Annotated in this window: 15 protein-coding genes; 4 read left to right on the top strand and 11 right to left on the bottom strand. The window is 49.0% G+C overall.

What is annotated here, in order from left to right; translation table 11 throughout:
• Position 1: 1 nt before the first annotated feature.
• The 4 genes from ACTJJS_RS03020 to ACTJJS_RS03005 form a co-directional block, all read right to left on the bottom strand.
• Entirely contained in the window at positions 2-1,096 is a 1,095-nt protein-coding gene (locus tag ACTJJS_RS03020) for a Gfo/Idh/MocA family protein (RefSeq protein ID WP_168869341.1), read from the bottom strand.
• A 112-nt stretch (positions 1,097-1,208) separates the two neighbouring features.
• Positions 1,209-2,027 (bottom strand): glycoside hydrolase family 16 protein, encoded by an 819-nt coding sequence (locus ACTJJS_RS03015; protein ID WP_168869342.1) that lies wholly within the window; start codon positions 2,025-2,027, stop codon positions 1,209-1,211.
• Between the two features lie 21 nt (positions 2,028-2,048).
• The gene (locus ACTJJS_RS03010; RefSeq protein WP_440662351.1) at positions 2,049-3,584 is read right to left on the bottom strand and encodes a RagB/SusD family nutrient uptake outer membrane protein; all 1,536 of its coding nucleotides are present in this window, start codon (positions 3,582-3,584) and stop codon (positions 2,049-2,051) included.
• Between the two features lie 62 nt (positions 3,585-3,646).
• A complete protein-coding gene (locus ACTJJS_RS03005) occupies positions 3,647-6,724 on the bottom strand; it encodes a SusC/RagA family TonB-linked outer membrane protein (protein ID WP_440662350.1) in 3,078 nt (1,025 codons plus the stop codon).
• A 184-nt stretch (positions 6,725-6,908) separates the two neighbouring features.
• Between ACTJJS_RS03005 and ACTJJS_RS03000 the strand changes: the two genes are divergently transcribed.
• Positions 6,909-9,794, top strand: a complete 2,886-nt coding sequence (locus ACTJJS_RS03000) for a ligand-binding sensor domain-containing protein (RefSeq protein WP_440662349.1) — start codon at positions 6,909-6,911, stop codon at positions 9,792-9,794.
• Positions 9,795-9,857: 63 nt separating this feature from the next.
• Here the strand turns inward: ACTJJS_RS03000 and ACTJJS_RS02995 are convergent, their stop codons facing one another.
• From ACTJJS_RS02995 to ACTJJS_RS02985, 3 genes are all read right to left on the bottom strand, one after another.
• Positions 9,858-10,847 carry an alpha/beta hydrolase family protein gene (locus tag ACTJJS_RS02995; RefSeq protein ID WP_440662348.1) on the bottom strand — a complete coding sequence of 330 codons (990 nt, stop codon included), beginning with the start codon at positions 10,845-10,847 and terminating at the stop codon, positions 9,858-9,860.
• Positions 10,848-10,974: 127 nt separating this feature from the next.
• Positions 10,975-12,351, bottom strand: coding sequence for a SpoIID/LytB domain-containing protein (locus tag ACTJJS_RS02990; RefSeq protein ID WP_440662346.1), 1,377 nt, complete (start codon positions 12,349-12,351; stop codon positions 10,975-10,977).
• 185 nt (positions 12,352-12,536) lie between these two features.
• Positions 12,537-13,766, bottom strand: a complete 1,230-nt coding sequence (locus tag ACTJJS_RS02985; protein ID WP_168869348.1) for a thioredoxin family protein — start codon at positions 13,764-13,766, stop codon at positions 12,537-12,539.
• A gap of 277 nt (positions 13,767-14,043) precedes the next feature.
• On the opposite strand from ACTJJS_RS02985, the gene ACTJJS_RS02980 reads away from it, so the two are divergent.
• On the top strand, positions 14,044-14,652 hold the full coding sequence (locus ACTJJS_RS02980) for a hypothetical protein (protein WP_440662345.1): 609 nt from the start codon (positions 14,044-14,046) through the stop codon (positions 14,650-14,652).
• Positions 14,653-14,664: 12 nt separating this feature from the next.
• Here the strand turns inward: ACTJJS_RS02980 and ACTJJS_RS02975 are convergent, their stop codons facing one another.
• Complete coding sequence (locus ACTJJS_RS02975) at positions 14,665-15,534, bottom strand: helix-turn-helix domain-containing protein (protein ID WP_440662344.1); 870 nt, start codon at positions 15,532-15,534, stop codon at positions 14,665-14,667.
• 97 nt (positions 15,535-15,631) lie between these two features.
• Here ACTJJS_RS02975 and ACTJJS_RS02970 point away from each other — a divergent pair, with 97 nt between their 5' ends.
• Positions 15,632-16,459 carry an alpha/beta fold hydrolase gene (locus ACTJJS_RS02970; protein ID WP_440662343.1) on the top strand — a complete coding sequence of 276 codons (828 nt, stop codon included), beginning with the start codon at positions 15,632-15,634 and terminating at the stop codon, positions 16,457-16,459.
• A 30-nt stretch (positions 16,460-16,489) separates the two neighbouring features.
• The gene (locus ACTJJS_RS02965) at positions 16,490-16,984 is read left to right on the top strand and encodes a YdeI/OmpD-associated family protein (protein WP_440662342.1); all 495 of its coding nucleotides are present in this window, start codon (positions 16,490-16,492) and stop codon (positions 16,982-16,984) included.
• Positions 16,985-17,035: 51 nt separating this feature from the next.
• Here the strand turns inward: ACTJJS_RS02965 and ACTJJS_RS02960 are convergent, their stop codons facing one another.
• The 3 genes from ACTJJS_RS02960 to ACTJJS_RS02950 all read right to left on the bottom strand — a co-directional run bounded on the left by ACTJJS_RS02960 (position 17,036) and on the right by ACTJJS_RS02950 (position 19,422).
• Positions 17,036-17,614: a DUF4142 domain-containing protein gene (locus tag ACTJJS_RS02960; RefSeq protein ID WP_440662341.1), complete on the bottom strand. Its 579-nt coding sequence runs from the start codon at positions 17,612-17,614 to the stop codon at positions 17,036-17,038.
• A 66-nt stretch (positions 17,615-17,680) separates the two neighbouring features.
• Entirely contained in the window at positions 17,681-18,391 is a 711-nt protein-coding gene (locus tag ACTJJS_RS02955; RefSeq protein ID WP_168869354.1) for a LytR/AlgR family response regulator transcription factor, read from the bottom strand.
• Positions 18,388-19,422, bottom strand: a complete 1,035-nt coding sequence (locus tag ACTJJS_RS02950; RefSeq protein WP_440662340.1) for a sensor histidine kinase — start codon at positions 19,420-19,422, stop codon at positions 18,388-18,390. The genes ACTJJS_RS02955 and ACTJJS_RS02950 overlap by 4 nt, the downstream gene beginning before the upstream one ends.
• Between the last annotated feature and the right edge of the window lie 2 nt (positions 19,423-19,424).

Genomic DNA, 19,424 nt, shown 5'->3' with positions numbered 1-19,424 from the left:
TTTATGATTTGGGAGATGGTTTCAGCCATAGGTCGATAGGCTTCTCCACCCGCTGGTCAAACGGAAGCATGATTTTTTTACCTTCCCCGGCAGAAGCATAGGCGGCATAGATAATTTCCAGCACGGCCCGGCCGTCTTTTCCGGTCACCAGCGGTTCGCGGTCGTGTAACACGCAATCAATAAAGTGCTTCAATTCCTGCGGGTATCCCTGGTTAAACGCTTCTTCAAAAATACAGAAGCTCCAGCCCACCGTGGTATCTGTTTTCTCCATGGCATAGCCATAACCGTTGCGGCTATACGCCAATACCGAATTGCCCACGAACAAATCGGCATAGGCCACGCCCCCTGTTCCGTAAATTTCGCTGCGGTCGTCCATGCCGCCGTGTTTGGCCCAGGAGTTTTCCACCACACCGGTGACGCCGTTTTCAAATTCTATGATCACAACAGAATTATCTTCTCCTTTTGTTCGTTCTTTATGGAGCACTGTTTTCATAGATGCCATCACGCTCACCGCCTTATTGTTTTTCAGCATCCACCGGAACCAGGCGATGCCATGGCACCCCATGTCCATCAATACGCCGCCGCCAGACTGATTTACATCGTAAAACCAGTCGGAATGCGGGCCGGAATGTTTCTCCGACTGTTTTAACATATAAATCTCCCCTACAGCGCCTTCTTCCACCAATGCACGGGCGCGTTCATATTTGGGCGCAAAACAAAGTTCTTCCGCATACATCAGTTTCACGTTGGCTTTTTCGCAGGCAGCGATCATTTCATCGGCTTCTTCCAGTGTAACAGCCAGCGGTTTTTCTATAATAATGTGTTTCCCTGCGGCAGCGGCCTTTAAGGTGGCTTCCTTATGCAGGAAATTAGGGAGACAGATATCTACCACATCAAAGTCTGCATTGTTGATCAGCTCATCGATAGAAGAAAAATGCTGTGCGATATGATGTTTGGCAGCAAAGGCGCCGGCTTTTTCGGCATTACGCGCATAAACCGCCACTATTTCCGCTTCCGGCACAAACCGGGCATAACTTTCCATGTGAATATCAGCAATAAATCCGGCGCCTAATAAGGCAACTTTTACCTGTTTCATGTGTGGGAGGTTTACTTAAAGATGTTAGTAATTGTATTTGTTCGCAGCCCAATATAACTATCCTGGCCTTTTTCTGCAACACTCAGCTAAGCCGCTGCAAGAAACTGCTTAATCATTGGTCCGCCATGTCATACATTCTTACATAATCTATCTGCATCGCAGCCGGGAACACTGTCTCGTCCACACCTTCCTTACCTCCCCAGTTACCGCCAACAGCCACGTTCAGCAACAGGTAGAACTTTTTATCAAAAGGCCATCCCTCATGGCCTTTGTGTTCATTGGCCACCTGGTAATACACCTTCCCGTCGAGCAGGAAGGTGATATGGTCCGGTGTCCATTCTACAGCGTACACATGAAATTTATCATAAGGATTTTTAATGAAGATGCCCTTTGTTTTCTGTGTGCCGATGATATGATTGTAGGTTTTGCTGTGCAGGCTACCGAAGATACTGTCCTTCATATATCCTACATGTTCCATTACATCTATCTCGCCGCTCTCCGGCCATCCGCCATACTCATTGCCTGTAGGCAACATCCAGATGGCAGGCCACAGCCCTCTTCCTTTGGGGAGTTTGGCCTTCACCTCCAGCTTGCCATATTTCCAGTCCCCTTTATGTTGGGTGGTCATCCTCGCTGAAGTGTATTGATGATCGCCGCTGCCGGAATTCCTGGCGGTGATGTACAGGTTGCCATTCTCCACTTTGGCGTTATTGGTATCTGCAGCGGTATAAAACTGCAGCTCGTTATTTCCCCAGCCTGACTTACCGGTTTGATATCCCCATTTGGTGCTGTCCGGCAGCCCGGTGTAGTTAAATTCATCACTCCAGGTCAATTTCCATTTCTTATGCCGTTTAACCGACTGCGCCTGTGCTGTGGCCATATAGCAGCATCCCGCCACTATCACTAAAAGACCATAAATACTTTTTTTCATCTGCTTAAATGTCTGTCTGATTTATTTGAGTCTTGGGTTTACATCTTCCTGAGCCTGCGGGATGGGAATGAACTCACTTTGTCCCTTTACAAAACCTGGCAGCACCGTTGCGGCCTGGTCTGTTCTCACCAGGTCGTTGAACCTTTCACCCCACCATTCGCAAATCAGTTCTGCATGGCGTTCGTCCAGCACCTGCTGCAGTGTTACATTGGAAAGTGATGCCAGCTTCACGCGGTTCCTCACCTGGTTCACTGCTGCATCGCCGCTTTGCCCTTTACGGATTTTGGCTTCCGCATTCATGAGCAGCACTTCTGCATAGCGCATGATACGAACGTTATTATTTGCGCCATAATAATCTATCCTGTCAGGCGTCATTTGTGAGCGGGGAGAATAGGCTTTTCCGTTAAAGTATTTCTTCCTGGAAGCGTTGCCTGAAATGGTGTCACCATCAGGTGTAACCGAAAAAGTGCCCGGAACTCCGTTGACACCGCAGTACTGGATCGTCGTTTTCAGGCGGATACTGTCGTTACGTGACGTCAGGAAATCCACTGCTTTTTGCGTGGGCACCATCCAACCCGGACCGGTAATGACAGGACTGTAGGTGTTTTCCGGGCCCTGAAAGAAAAAGAAGTTGCCCCATTCTTCACCGGGGCCACCGGAGATAACGATATCACCGGTAGACTTTCCGAAGTCGGAATATTGCAGTTCCAGGATGGATTCATCACATAACTTACCGGGCTTTTTAAACAGCTGGTAGTAATCATTGAAGAGTGAGAACTTACCGCTGTTAACGATCTGGTTGGTGCAATCCAGCACCACGTCCCAGTAAGGGCTGCCGTTGTTATTGCCGGCCAGGTCCATGGCCGCTTTTGCCTTTAACATCAGCGCGGTGTATTTGGTCACGGCGCCGATGTGGGTGGCCGCATTGGGACGGGCGTCTTCCAGGTTGGCAATACAAAAATCCATTTCGGCAATAACATGCTTTTTCACTTCTTCCACGGTGCTTTTGGTGGCAGCGCCCAGGGTGGTGGGATCATTGCTTTCTATGCCAAGAACAGGGACGGCGCCGTAGGTCCTGCAAAGCCAGAAATGGGCCAGCGCTCTGTAAAAGCGGACTTCCGCCTGGTATTTTGCCAGCAGTTTCATTTTGTCCGCATCGTTGGCCGGGATGTTCTTTCCGAATTTATCCAATTCGGCCAGCGCGCTGTTGGCGCCCAATACTACAGAATACATGCTGATCCACATATCATTGATGCCCCAGTAGCTCTTTACCGTCACATCGCTCTGAAAATTATGGATGGCGTTCTGTCCGGCGTCATCATTGCCCGGCGCTACATCATCACTGTGCGAGGAGCGGATGGCAACACTGATCCATTTGGCAAAGGTGCCACTGGCAGCCGTTCTGTACACACCGGATACTGGTTGGTACATCAGCGATAAATCCGTATAGTCGATATTGGTAGCCTGTGGCTGATTTTCCAGCGGGCGGTCTAAAAACTTGGAACAGCCCGTAGATACAAGTATGATCAGAAAAAAGATCGATATATAGCTTTTCATGTTTTCTTTTTTGTTTGCTGTTACAGGAAACATTTTCGTTTATCCGTTCACGGGAGACATCCTTAGAAAGTAGCCCTGACACCTAAGCTGTAAGTGGAGGAAACGGGATAAACGTTCGCGTCATAACCGGACACCGGGTAACCGCCGCTGGTATTGGTGCCTACTTCAGGCGTAAAGCCATTGTACCGGGTAAACAGGAACGGCCTGTCAGCGGTGGCAAACACTCTCATTCCAACAGGGGATTTTTTGCCCACATTAAAATTGTAACCCAGCTGGATATTCTGGATACGCAGGTAAGCGCCGCTTTCAACGAAAAAGGAATTGCTGACTTTAAACCAGCCCTGTCCCAGTGCGTACGCAGAAGGGTAGGCGTTGGTAGAACCCGGACCGGTCCACAGGCTGCTGGCAAATTTTTCATCCAGGTTCAGCGAGGTGGACGCTTTGTAAAGCCTTCCCCTGTTCAGGTTGAATATTTTGTTTCCGGACACGCCCTGGAAAGCGATGCTGAAATCGAACTGCTTATAGGTAAGCCCGATGTTGAAACCATAGGTCATTTTAGGAAGATAGCTTCCCATATTGATACGGTCTTTGTCATCCAGCACACCGTCGCCGTTCTGGTCTTTATATTTAGGGAAACCAGGAAGGATAGGCGACGAAGATGTCTGATTATAATGGACAGCTACAGGGTCATTATTAATCTCCTGTTGTGTTTGATAAACACCGGTAAATTCATATCCGTAGAAATAGTTGATCGGTTCACCTACCAATATACGATTGGGAAACTCTGCGGTCCACTCAGGGAAGCCGCTGGTAGAGCTGGGGAGCGTTCCTAAATTGGTGACCTTGTTTTTTAAGGTCGACAGATTGGCGCCAATAGAATAACCTACCTGGCCGATTTTGTCTTTCCAGTTCAGGGCGAAGTCCCAGCCACTGTTCTGCATATCAGCCCAGTTGCCGTAAATAGTGGTGTAAGTAAAGGGGAATGGGCGATAGAAGGCAGCTTTGGTGGTTTTTCTGTTGTAATAGTCGACGGAGCCGCTTAATTTACCTTTGAACATTTCAAAGTCAACGCCACCATCCCACTCTGTCACCACTTCCCAGCTGATGTCTGTAAAGAACCGGTTCACGGAATAGCCTGGCACATACTCTCCGTTGGCGCCGGCGGTGCTGCCGAATACCGCGGAAGTGCTGTTACCGGTTTTAACGATCGCATAGCCCGCGTTGGCATTTACACCGTCATTACCCAGCTGGCCCCAGCTGCCTCTGAGTTTTAAGAAATCGAAGATGCGCTGGTCCTTCATAAATGCTTCTTTGCTGAGTACCCATCCCAGGCCTACAGACGGGAAGTATCCCCATTTGGTCTGGTACTTGGAACTGCCGTCAGCACGGAAGGTGGCGGTCAGCAGGTATTTATTGTCAAAGTCGTAGGTAGCGCGGGTAAAATAGGACAGACCTGCATTGCGGGTGCCATTCTCTCCGTAGTAGGCAGCGCTGGGGGTACCCTGGCCGGCATACCAGGACTCTTCCACGTTAGGCACATTGTCCGCTTCTGTCCGTGTCTGGCGCCAGCGCTCTTCCCTGGTTGATTGTCCCAGCAGTACGCTCCAGTGGTGCAGCCCTTTGCTGTCCTTATAGGTCAGCAGGTTGTCCAATATATAATTGGTGGTCCGCTCCTGGATGGATGTCAGGTGAGATACCGTAGAACCGGCGCCGGGGCCGAGGTTCATCACGGGCCTGTATTTTGTTCCCAGTAAGGAACCGTATATCTGGCTTAACTGCGACCGGAAAGTGATTTTGTTTTCCCAGAAACCTGCTTCTGCATATATGGTCGGCAGCACCTGGAATGCTTTTGACCGGTCATAATTATAATAGGCGGAGGCCATCGGGTTTTTATCATCAGATCTTCCGATCACGGAAGGGGCAGTGAATTTTACCGGGAAGGCGTTCACGTTGGTACTGTCATACACCGGGAACAACGGGGAGGCCGTATAGGCGTCCAGGAATGCAGAGCTGTTGGGACTGTAGGTGACCGAATTATTAAAGATAGCAGAGAAGCCTACCTTCAGCCAGGGGAATGCCCGGGCTTCCAGCTGGAGCCGTCCGTTATATCTTTTGAAATTGTTCAGCGCATTCAGGATACCATCCTGATAAGTATAGTTGAGCCCCATGGAATAAGTTATCTTGTCACTTCCTCCCTGGATATCAATTCCATGGTTTGTCAGGAGGGCGCTTTTTCTTAGTATCACATCGTACCAGTCGGTGCTGGTAGTGGGGTTCAGGCCACTGCCCCCGTATTTCTGAGAAGACAACAGTACTGTGCCGGTGTCCGCAACGGAACCTCTTTGCAGGGAAAACGCCATATATTGCTGACCGTTGGCCATTTTCAGGACATGCGTCGGTTTCTGCACACCTACGTATCCATTATAGGTCACGCGGGTCTTCATATTGGTTTTTCCTTTTTTGGTGGTGATCAACACCACACCGTTGGCCGCACGCACCCCATAGATGGCTGCACCGGACGCGTCTTTGAGAATGGACATGTCAGCAATATCGTTGGGATTAAGAAAGCTGACGTCATTGACAAGCATGCCGTCCACCACATATAATGGATTTTCATTATTAAATGATCCCACCCCTCTGATACGGACGTTCGGGGAACTGCCCGGGGCGCCGCTGGTGACTACCTGCACGCCGGGGACACTTCCCTGCAGCGCCTCCATGGGTGAAGCGGTAGTCCGCTTCAGCATGTTTTCCGTATTCACGGTGGTGATCGGTGCGGTGAGGTCGGCCTTCTTCTGCGTACCATAACCTACTACCACTACTTCTTCCAGCCCGGTACTGGAAGATTCCAGCTGAATATGTAAAGTATTACCGGTGATGGCGACCACCTGTCGCTTAAAACCTACCATCGACACAACGATGGAGTCTGCGCCGGGAGGCACAGAAAGGGTAAAAGCCCCTGCTTCGTTGCTGGAGGTACCGATAACCGTACCTTTCACTCCTATGGAAGCCCCGATGACAGCTGCATTTTTGTCATCCGTCACAGTACCTTTTAAGATTTTGTTTTGGGCATTGGTGGTAAAATGGGCGATAATGGAAAGCACAAAGAAGATAAAAATTCTAAAGAACTTTTTTTTCATACGTAAAATTTAGTTTTTGGCTCGTTCCTGAATAAGTGGATCGTGGAAAAACAAAAGTAGGTCAGCCTGTCAGAAAAAGTTAATAAAACGCTACTTCATTACTACGTCTTAACCCGTAATTCTCTACTTTTATGGCAAAAGACACTACTACAATACTACTACATCAACCGGTGGAACCTGAAATATGATGAGGACCTTGCTTAATATGCTGTTTTTCTTCGGGCTGTTGTCAACATACTGCCATGCTGTACACGCCCAAAACGGAACAGGTATTCCCGCAGTGGTCAACTACACCAAATTCGATTATCATGGCGGTAGCCAGAACTGGGACATTGCACAGGACAAGCAAGGGGTCATGTATTTTGCCAACAATGAAGGACTGCTAAGTTTCGACGGCAGTCACTGGAAATTATATCCGCTGCCCAACAATACTGTGATATGGTCCCTGGCTATCAGCGATGACGGGAAAATCTATGTCGGAGGACAAGACGAAATAGGGTACTTCTCCCCCGGCCCGAATGGCATATTGACATATACCTCTTTAAAAAACAAAATTCCGGAACAGCATACCAGGTTCGCCGATGTATGGCATATTGCCATGATGGGCAACCGGATTTTTTTCCAGGCCGACGACCGCATCTTTGAATACAACGGTCAATCCGTCCGGGTACATCTGTCCGGTTCCCAATGGCTGTTCATGGCCCGCGCCGGCGACCGGATCTACGCATCAGACCGGGTGGCCGGACTGATGCAACTGAACGAAGGCCAGTGGACGCCACTGCCGGAGAGTAAAAAGCTGGCGGGCGTGCTTATTGCCGGTATGATGCCTGTCGGAAAAGACAGTGTTTTCATTGTGACGAGGACCAATGGTATCTTTTTATTGCATGATAATACCATCACCACACAAAATTTTACCGGGCATAATAATTTATATATCAACACCACCGCTAAAATCAACGATACTGAATTTGCCATGGCCACGTCCTCCGGCGGATGCCTGGTAGTCAACATAAAAAATAATGAATGGCAGAGCTTTTCTGACGGACAGGGGCTTCAAAACAACAATGCACTGAGCATTTTCGTGGACGCCAACAGCAACCTGTGGACCGGATTAAACAGCGGGATCAGTTATATCAATTACAACTCCGCCATGAGGTACCTTCAGATCGGCAAAGCCAACAACCTGCCCGGATATTCCACCCGGATATTCCATAACCGGCTGTATGTGGGTACTTCCAACGGGTTATACAGCGCACCATTGCCCGGCAATAGTGAAGTGCGTGTAACAAAAGATGATTTCTCGCTCGTCAAAAACACAGAGAACCGCGAAGCCTGGAACCTCCATGACATCAACGGGCACCTGCTGTTGGGCAATGACATCGGCAGTTATGACGTACAGGGCACTGAAGCCCGTCTACTTTCCGGTGGCACCGGCAGCTGGTATTTTCTGCCACTGTCTTCCGTATATCCGGCACAGGATATCGTTGTAGGCACCTACAACGGCCTGAAACGGCTCCGGTATGAAGGCGATAACTTTAAAGACGAAGGTAAAATGGATGGCCTGCCAGATTCCTACCGCTTTATGGCCCTGGACAACAACGGAGACATCTGGGCATCCCACCCCTACCGCGGCATTTATCGCTTCAGCTTATCACAAGACAAGAAAAAATACACGTCCCGGCTGTACACATCCAACGACGGGCTGCCTTCTGCGTTAAATAACTTCGTCTTCAAAATAAAAAACCGGATACTCTTCGCCACCGCCCACGGCCTCTATGAATTTAATCCACAGACAAACCGGTTTTCCCCTTCAGCATTCCTCGCTGCGGTGTTGGGCAACATAAAAATACACTACCTGACAGAAGACAAAGAAGGCAACATCTGGTTTAGCAATGAAAAAGGAACAGGGGTCATCCATTTTTTCCCTGCCGATGCCACCAGCAACCCAAATGTTATCTACTTCCCCGAACTGGCCGGGCAACTTCTTCCAAAGTTTGAAAACATATATATCTATAACCGGGAAAACGTATTCATTGGTTATGAAAAAGGCCTGATACACCTGGATTACAAAAGATATGCGGCAGCGAAACCCAATGTTGCCGTTCGTCTGGGTATGGTAAAATGCACCGGCAAAGCTGACAGTACCATCTTTGGCGGTTATCATCATGTTGGCGACGGGGAACTCCCGTCATTGCCCGCTGCATTTAATGCCTTTCATTTTGAATACAGCTCCCCCTCCTACGAGTCCCGCAAAAGCATTGAGTACAGCTATCAACTGGAAGGCTATGACAGCGACTGGTCGGCCTGGGACACTAAAACGGAAAAAGATTATACGAACCTTTCAAACGGAAAATATATCTTCAAAATCAAAGCCCGCGACAACCAGCACAATGAATCTGTTATAGCGACCTACAGCTTTGTGATCAGAGCGCCCTGGTACAAAACCGTCTGGGCCATACTGGGCTACCTGTCCCTCCTCGCCGGCCTGATATGGCTGATACAAAGACATCAGCAGCATAAATTACTGGTACAACAGCAAAAGTTCGAAGAAGAGCAAAAAAGACTGAAATACATCCACCACCTTGAGCTGGAGAAAAATGAAAAGGAAATCATCAAACTTCAGAATGAAAAATTAGCACAGGAGATCCTGCTGAAGAAAAAAGAACTGGCCAATACCAGTATGCACCTGATGGAAAAAGCCGACACCCTCACCAAGATAAAGGAGAAAGTGTCCCGCCTTAACCAGGAAACGAACAATGACCACGATATCAAAAGCATCACTGACCTGATCAGGGACACGGAGAAGGTCAATGCCAACTGGGACGCGTTCGCCGCACATTTTGATGAGCTCAATGATGGTTTCCTGAACAAACTGAAAAAACAATACCCGCAGCTCACCAATACCGATCTGAAGATGTGTACCTACATCAAGCTGAATTTAACCACCAAGGAGGTCTCTCAGCTGCTTAATATTACCGTCCGGGGCGTGGAAGTAAGCCGGTACAGGATCAGAAAAAAAATCGGCCTGCAAACGGAGCAGTCGTTGAGTAATTTCCTGAACCAGATTTAAACTGCATACAAACAGGAAGGGCCGCTCATTACTGAACCATCCTGACCGCTGTTATAAAAAGGATTAGTTTGCGGCGTCGGGGAGAATTTCCTCTATAATAGTGTTTTGCATTTTTCCCGGTTGTTGTAGTGTGATCATGTGACCGGCGTTATACCAGTACAGCTTTTTTTGGGGAGCTGTAACGCTGTTATAGAACTGTTCGGCCAATTCCGGATGTGTGATATAATCATCTTTGCCCAGCAGAAAATATAAAGGGCATTTGATTTCCTTTATTTCTGTTATCGGGTTGAAGTCATTATACTGCTTAATAACACTCATCCAGGGCCTTGCCAGTTTCAAATATTCTTCTTGCGGAGGAAGGGCTTTGTAAACTTTCTGTCCATGATAGGTGAACATCCATTTCCGCAGCAGGAAAATATCTTCTTCCCGCTCAAATGGATAATGGATAGATGCTATTTCGGTCTGCGCTTTCTGATCATCTCTTTTCTGCGCTGCTGATGTCACAAACCGGAGAGACAATTTTTCGCTTTCTCCCATGGCAATACCCGGGCTGATCAGGATACAGGCATAAAGCAGTCCGGGAGCTTTGTCCGCTGCCTGTATAGCGAGGTATCCTCCCCAGGAATTACCGGCCAGAAACAGTTTTTTCCGGTTATAGTGTTGCAGGAGATGTATGATGACTTTCTGTACATCTTCGTGTATGGCAGCCAATAAGAGTGGAGCGTCAGGGCTTAGCGTCGCTGTTTTCCCTGTTCCTCGCTGGTCCCATTGCACAACGATAAAGTGCTTGCGAAGTTTATTGGTAAACCTGTCGGCGTAGGAAATGGCAGAAGCTCCCGGTCCTCCGTGCAGCCACAATAACAATGGCGCATTACGATTATCTCCCTTCATGGTTATCCATTGCCGGAAATCTCCAATTTGTGCGGCATAAGCCGTATCTATGCCTTTTTGTGCGGTAAGCACGCTAAACCACAGGCATCCGCATACCATACAAAACAATGACTTGAAATTATTTCCCGGCAGCCACTTGAATAGTTGTATTGAATGACCCATAGGCATACTCGATAGCTTTGTTAAGCGAAAGATTTACAATACTATCGTAAAAATATCAAAATTCATAGCCACGGTTGGAGACACCCGGAGAAACAGTAATAACGGCATCTCCGGGTGGCCACCGGTATTACTGCACTACCACTCCACCAGGATTATAATAATGGTTCAGTATCCAGCGATAATCTTTATCACTGGCCCAGAAGCTGGAGCCCCACTGGCACATGCCTCTGCCATGGCCGCTGGTGGCGCGTCCGGCGCAACGGGCATCAGAGATGCAGGGCCATGAACTGCCGGTGCCGCTATATCCGTCGCCACAGCCGGCATTGTTGTTTTCGGCGGAATACTCTGACCTGAAAATAGCGCCGTTCTGTGACAGGTAGACTCCTGCGGTAGCACTGGCAGCATTGATGCAGGACGAAGCGGTCTGGCTGCCCCATACCTGTGAGCAGGTAGTACTGGAGATATCATAGTTGCTTTTTATCGGATGCAGCACATGCCATGCGCCGTAGGAGCGGTAAGCTACCGCGCCCGCCTGCAGGGAAGCGGCTTTCCAGCTGGAAATCCACTCGTTGTCAAGTCCTGTTCCGGTATAGGATTCCAGGCTCATGACCTGTACGCTGCTACAGGTAAGGCAGGAGCAGTTGAGCCCTACGCGGATACTGGCAGGCAGGCTCAATGCCGCAGCTGCTTTTCCGTTGGCCGCCATGCTACGTTCTGCAGCGACAGCCAACGCTTCGCGCTGTTGTGCATCGCCGGCTGTTCTGTCCAGCATTCCCTGGCTCAGGTATTCCACTTCTTCGTTGCCGGTCCTGCCATCGGCCTGCGCGGCCTGTGCTCCGGCATCACGGAGCGCGATCTTAAACGTATAGGCGCCGGGTATAAGGTAGAAATTCTTCAATACATGTGTAACGTACCCTGGCCTGGCAGCACTGAGCGTGATGGTTGCGGGCTTTACAGACAGATCTGCCGCAGGCGCTTCAACAGGGAAAGTGGTGCTGAAATAGCCCCTGCTGTCTGTTCTGGCCGTATGGCCGCCCAGGTCCAGCGCCACATCCGCCAGGGGCGCATGGGCGGTAGCATCGCTCAAATATCCGCTGATGGTGACAGTATTGGCATTTTCCGTGTTCTTTGCTGCAGCGGTATTCACCTGAGGGTCCAGGTGGACCTGCGCGCGGATAACGGAATCTTCACCGGCGGAGAAATAGGTTTCCAGTTGGTTATATCCCTGCCCGGTTATCACGAAAGTGAATTTTCCGTTGGTGGCCGGGAAGGACACCTCACCATTTTTTCCGGCTGTCAGCCGGCTTTCTTTTCCATCAGGCGCTTTCACCGTGATGGCGGCATCCGGGATGGCAAAACCGGTAACAACGTCTGTAACGGTGAACGCTATACGGGTGGTTTTGGCATTGGACGGATGGTCCGGATTACCGGCAGTGTCCTTCTTTTCGCAGGAGCTGGCAATAGCGCAACCGGCGAGGGTGATCATCAGGAATTGTTTTCTCATGTATATGGATTTTGGGTTAAAGGTTTTTCAGGTCCGTGGAATCTATAAAATCTTCGTGCTGCTTCACTGAAACTACTACTTATGACTGCAACCGCATTTCCGGAGAGAGGATGTACATAAAATGTAAAGGCGTGCCTGTAATTCAGGCACGCCTTTATCGTTAAAGACTTTTCCGGTTACGGCGATCAGTCCCAGTATTTCTCCCCTTTTTTCATTTTTTCAAGGGTAGATTCATAGTTCTTTTTCTCGTCGCCGTCAGCCTTGTTCATGGCTTTTTCTTCCCATACCAGGGCATCCGACTTTTTACCGGCTTTATACAGCAGGTTGGCATAAGTGTCCATAAAAGCAGGGATCTCATTGTCTTTGAAAGAACGTTTGCTCCATTCCAACGCCTCTTCTATGCATTTGGCGTCATTGCATTTTTCGAAGATGGTCCAGGCATATTCATTCAGTGACTGTGGATCTGCTTTGTGGCCGTATTTTTTCATATAGGCCACGATGCTGGTCACAGCGTGGTCAGCATCTTTGGTAAATACGTAGTACCTGACTTTCGATTTCAGTATCAGCTCCTCCGCGATAGCAGGGTATTTGGCTTTTACATCTTTTTCAATGCCGGCCCAGTCCGGCGCAGTGTTGTCTTTAGTACGTAAGCGGGGATATACTTCTTCGTTGGCGGCAATCGCCAGCACTTTCTCTTCTGCTTTACCAGCGCCCAACACCTTGTTCACTTTGTCCGCATGATGCAGGAACATATCAAAACCCGGATCTTTGGAGCTTTGGGTGAATTTGCTCACAAAGTTGATATTGACAGGTGTATAGAGGTCTTTTTGTTGACTGAGATAATCTTTGGCCACCGCATTGGCATTGGCCTGATCATATTTTTCCAGCGCCAGGTAAGCCAGCTTACGTAGAAAAGCGGTATCTCTCTGGCCACCCTGGTATTTAGCCAGCTGCGGATAGTATTGTTTGGCCGGCTCCAGGGAAGCGGCACATCTTTCGATGAACTGCTCCGCGTCAGCACCGCCTACCTGGCGGTCTACGATCTGCCCGTCCGGTCCAAACACCAGGAAAGTAGGATAAGCGCGTATGCTGTAATCCTTTTCTATCTGCCGGGCGTCAGTATACCATTTTTTTACATCTTCACCGTCTTTGTCCGTTTGGTCCATCTGTACCTTTACATTGATGTACCGGGCATTCATAAAATTGCCCACCGACTCCTGGGGGAAAATGTTGGCAGACATGTACTTGCAGGGACCGCACCAGGTGGTGTAACAGTCCACAAAAATGTACTTGTTCTCTGCTTTTGCTTTGGCTTTTACTTCAGCCCAGCTGGTGCCGTGCTCGAAATGCATGCCCTTATCCTGTGCTACAGCCATTAAAGGTAACCAGGAGGCTAACAAGAGGAGTTTCTTCATAACTAGTTGTGTGTTGGTTTAAGATATAGACCGAATTTAAGGGAATTTCATATATGGCCGGCCGTTATATCACCTATTCTTATCTAGTCTCTGCAACGGGATAGCACCATCCCCGAATAAAAAACAACCAGCAGTAGCAATATTCTCCGGCAAATTATCCAGGAAAAAACAGTCGCCTTTTTGACTCTTTTTTTCATCTTTTGGAACAGATTTTATGCAATGATAATGAAGGCATCTTTTGCGATGTCATATTTCCTCACCACAAATATCAAACGATATGAAACCATTATTCGTACCGGCATTAGCGCTTATGCTCACCCTCGCATTCGCCTGCAAAAAAGACCATCACAACGACACGCCAACACCTCCCACAGAAACCAAACCACCTGTTGTTCGCAAACCATCTGTAGAATTTATCAGCATGAAAGTAGACGGTATCCTTTACATAGACTCTCTGACAACCGAAACATACATTCAAAAAACAGATGACCTGTTTTCCATGTTCGAAGTAAGAGGGGCTGATACTGTTCTGGGAAAAGCAGGAAAAAATAAAGGTGCGCTCCTGTATGTAAGGATCAATTTCGCCGAACATGAAATTAAAACAGGCGTCTATGGCACTGTTACCAATTCTATTGATAATGCCATTGACTGGCATACCTACGGAAAAAATGATGGCATTATCGACTATTACCACGCATCAGGCAACCTTCCCAGGCATCCAGATGCTCCCTTCCGTATTGAGGTCACCCGAGCCGACCGTCTTTTTATTGAAGGCACTTTCAGCGGCAGGGCTTACGGAACGGGCGAGAATGGGGTTGACGAAATGAAAGAATTTACCGAAGGAAAATTCAAAATCGCCAGAGATAGCGTAGTGGTCCTGAGATAGTCCAACCCTGAATCAGGCCATCTGTCCTTTCACCGCCGGTTTACGGAACACGGTAGGGCTCACGCCATGATGCTTTCTGAACACCCTGTTAAGATGGCTTTCATCGGTGAACCCGAACTCGTCAGCGATCTGGCCTATCGTCAGCGCACTGTTGAGCAGTCGCTGTTCTACCAGCTTAATCCGGTACTGGCTGATATACTGTTGCAGTCCCACGCCGGTAAACTTCTTAAAATATTCACTCACATAGTTGCCGGAAAGATGGAAACTGGCGGCCAGGTAATCCATTTTTAATTTATCAGGCTCCCCGATATGCGTATGTATATGTACCAGCATGCTGTTGATCAGTGGTTCTTCGGTCTCATGGCGGGAATTTTCCCGGCTGCTGTCGGCCACATTGCGGGCCAGTATGTTGAGCAACAGCGAGATAAAATGCTGCATATTCTCCTGGTAGTGTTCTTTCTGCTGGTCATGTTCTTCAATCATGCTGTGTATCAGCTGCCCGATAATACGGTGGTCTGCCGGATCGGTGATCTGTATACACTGAAAGCGGTTGTGCTGAAAGAATATGTGCTCCAGTTGTTTCAGCCACCGGAGCGCACGCTCCTGGTCCTGTGCCTGTTTATACTGGGAGATAAATATCTCTGAGAAACGGATCGAACAGAAACGCGTCGGTGTTTCGCTGTGAAATCCCCGGCAATCCAGGGGCGTAAAAAGGAAGGTATCACCCTGGGAAAAAGTCAGTTTGTTCCTGTTCACCTCGCGGGAACCGCTGCCTTCCAGTATATGCACGATCTCAAAAAAGTGATATACCAGTGGTAGTTTCTCCCACTGCTCTTCTGCTGACACCTGTAAATCGAACGGCCGGTACAGTAATTTTTCCATACCTGTAAATATACAGAATAAACCCGGGTATATACCTCCGCCACCAGTGCTGCCCTTCCTAATTTTGACTTGTCAATAAAACAAAAACGATATCAACATGAACAACAATAACATCACCGCCACAGCGATCGTCACAGGCCAACAACAATATTTCACCACTGCCGACGGAGTACGCATTGCCTGGCAGCTGGACGGGGAGGAAGATAAACCAGTGGTGGTACTATCTAATTCCATTGCTACGGACTACCACATGTGGGATGCACAGATATCCGCATTCACACCGCATTTCAGAGTTTTACGTTTCGACACCAGGGGCAACGGTGCTTCCGGTTCACCGGCCGGCGACTATTCAATAAACCGTATGTCCATAGACGTTATTGAACTGCTGGACCACCTCGGCTTCGACCGTGTTCATTTCATCGGCTTGTCGCTCGGCGGCTTTATCGCCCAGTACATCGCCATTCATATGCCGGAAAGAATAGACAAACTGGTACTGGCCCATACGGCCGCGCATCTCGGCCCGCAGGACGGCTTCAACAACAATATCAAATCCCTGCGGGAGCATGCCGACATGGCGCCATTTGCACAGATGTTCATCCGCAACTGGTTCCCCGAAAAATTGATCTCCGCCAATGACGCCCGCATACAGCCTTTCCGGGAAGTGATACTGGCCATGTCCCCCACCGGGCTGGCAGGCTCTTTCGCCGCCGTACGCGATAGCGATCTTCGTAACACAGCCCCGCTGGTCCCTCATCATACACTGGTCATCGGAGGGGACAACGACACCGTTACCTTACCGGAACACAGCGTCTATCTCGCAGAAGCCATTCCGGACGCACAGCTGGTCATGCTGCCCGCCGTACACCTGTCCAATGTGGAACTGGCGGAAGATTTCAACCGCATCACGCTGGACTTCCTGCAATAAAATTAGCTATCTTGGTGGCCATTATCAGCTATGGAAACACCACTGATCGACCAGGAACTTTTACTCGAACGCTTCGACGGCAAAGGCGGATGGACTTTCATCCGCCTTCCCGACGTGCCCAAAGGCCAACAGGGTTACTTCGGTATGCGCAAAGTACACGGCTTCATTGATCAATATGAACTGCCTCCCTGTAATTTGATGCCTTTTAAAAAAGGCGTCATGATGTTGCCTGTAAAAGCCGCCATCCGCAAACAAATAAAGAAAGAAGCCGGCGACCGCGTCAGGTTGATACTATATCCTGCCGGACAACAAACCAAAGAAATCATTCCCGGCGACTTTATGGAATGCCTCCGCGACGAACCCGCCGCGCTGCGCAATTTCCAGGCCATGCCAGCTGCCGATCAGGAAAAATGCCTGCAATGGCTGATGGAGGTGAGTGTGCCCGATGCCAGGATACAACGCATGGCAGACGCGATCAATCATCTCGCAGAAGGCAGGAGTTATCTCGGTACAAAAATCAAATAATCAACTTATTCAGGTAAAGGACTGGCAAACCTCTGGATGGCAGGATTAAAATCAATCATGTGAAATATCGCGGTTATTCATCTGTTTGCGCATATCTTCGAGGATCTTGTTCGCCTCATCATAACGCGCATTTACAATTGGCAAAGTTCTCCTGACATAAGAACTGATGGCTGTATCTTTTGCATTGGAGTATTGGGCCAGTCTTTCAGCTGTCCGTTTCTGTTCTTTCACCATGCGTGCAATATAAGCCCGGTCCATATTATCGCGGTCACGCAGCAACCCAATCTCATCCTGGTCATCACGGCTCAGCTGCGGCGCCAGTGTGGAACCCTCCTGACGGGCAATCTCCTGCAGCTGCAGCGTGGAAGCTGTCCGTTCCTTCACAATATCAGCACCGAATTTTTTCACCCTGGGGTCTTTGGCTTTCTGGGCAGCCAGTTCGCCCAGCTTGATTTCTTTCAGATCAGACGCGGCCATATGGCTGAGGAAACTTCGCTCATCTGCCGGCTCCCCGCCTTTTTCGTGCGTTGCGGCGGCGGTACTGTCACGGCCCTCTGCCTGTTCCGGTTTATGCTGCTGGCCGCAGGCCAGCAGCGCTATAGCCAGCACAGGAATACAAAGCTTTTTCATAATCACGGTTTTATAAAAAAGCCTCAATTGGGATGCCAGTTGTAACAAGGTCTGTCATCGGGCTGTTTATTTACGGAGCAGACGGTTATTAACAATTTTTTCCAGCACCTCCTCTTTCTGGTACTTGCTCATAGGCACCTGGAAAGACGCCACGTGCAGGATATTTCCTTCGATAGCCCCGATATGTTGTATGTTGACAACATACGATTTATGCGGCTGAATAAACTGCTGTGCCGGCAGCATCTCCACCACCGATTTCAGGGTGGCATGGGTCAGAATTTTTCTGTCTGTCGTATATACGGCCACGTAGTTTTCCAGTGCTTCCACAAACAAAATATCCTGGTACTGTACCTTCTCCAGTTTTTTGTCTGACCTGATGAAAAAGTAGGGAGACACACTTGTCTGCTGCGCAGCGAAATAATCGTAGGCTTTGTTCGCCGCTTTCAGGAAGCGCTCAAAGGAGATCGGTTTCAGCAGATAGTCCAGCACGTCCAGCTCAAAACCCTGCATGGCATAACGTTCATAGGCGGTGGTAAAAATCACCTTCGGTGGCTGCGGATAATTCTTCAGAAACTCAATACCGGAAATGTAAGGCATTTCAATATCCAACAGCAGCAGGTCTACCGGCTGTTGTTTCAACACGGTGTTTAACTGCACCGCATCTTCGCAAACCGCTACAACCTCCAGGAAGCCTGTTCGCGCGGCATATCCCATGATGCCTTTGGCGGCAAGCGGTTCATCGTCTGTGATCACACAACGTATAGTTACCGGGTTCATGTCTGTAAAGTGAGTTTTAATGCTGCCACAAATTCGTGTTCTTTTATTCCCGCGGAAAACTGATGCCTGCCCGGGTACAGCAGCTCCAGCCGCCGTTGCAGGTTCTCCAGCCCTATTCCTTTTTCCCGTTCGATCGGCAGTCCGTCGATCTCCGGCGCCACAAGCGGAATGGAATTATGGATGTGAAACCAAATATCTCCGTCCTGCTTGCGTAGTTCCAGTTGCAGCAGATAATCACCGCCAATATATTTAAAAGCATTTTCCACCAGCGGAAGAAACAGCAGCGGATATACTTTTTCGTCCTGCAGCTGCTCGTCAAAATACAGCTGCAGCCGCAGGCGGGGCGAGGAACGTATTTTCTGCAGGTCAATGAAACGTTGCATGTATTGTATCTCCTGGCTGATGCCTACCATCTCCTGCTGATCATACAACTGATAACGCAACAGGTCCGCAAACTGTTCCACCGTTTTTTTGGCGGCCACCACATCGTCGTCCATCTGGAAATAAATCGTGTTCAGCGCATTAAACAGGAAGTGCGGATGATACTGTGCCCGCAGGAATTTTAATTCCGTGTCCAGTTTATCATTGGTGATTTTTTCCAATTGCAGTTTATTTTGAATATACGCCTGTAAATAGGCACTGCTTCTTCTTATTCCGTAATAAATCAGGGCATAAAGCAACGGGACCGTGTTAATATCAACCAGGTCATACCATTGCAGGCCGTTGTCTGTCAACGCCACCAAGGGTGTCAGGAAGATGTTCTGCACCGCCAGGTTGAGCAGGAACACGCCCAATAGCTCCTTCGCGATGCGCCTGGTGGAAAAGTTGTCCTGCCACCGTTGGTCATAGTAGGCCATCAACCGGTTGTAAGCCCATATGAACACGTATCCCATGCAGATGCTGAATGCCATCTCCATCCCGTTCAGTCCCCACGACCGCTGCCAGAAGGCCATGCCGGTAACGCTGTCTGTCAGCAGGCGGATCGTAAAGTACGCCAGTAGCCCATATAACGCGGGGAATATATATTTCATGA

The organism is Chitinophaga sp. 22308, assembly GCF_052045305.1.
Lineage (GTDB): Bacteria > Bacteroidota > Bacteroidia > Chitinophagales > Chitinophagaceae > Chitinophaga > Chitinophaga varians_A.
The sequence above is the reverse complement of the archived record's forward strand: the minus strand, read 5'-3'. Positions and strand labels throughout refer to the sequence as shown.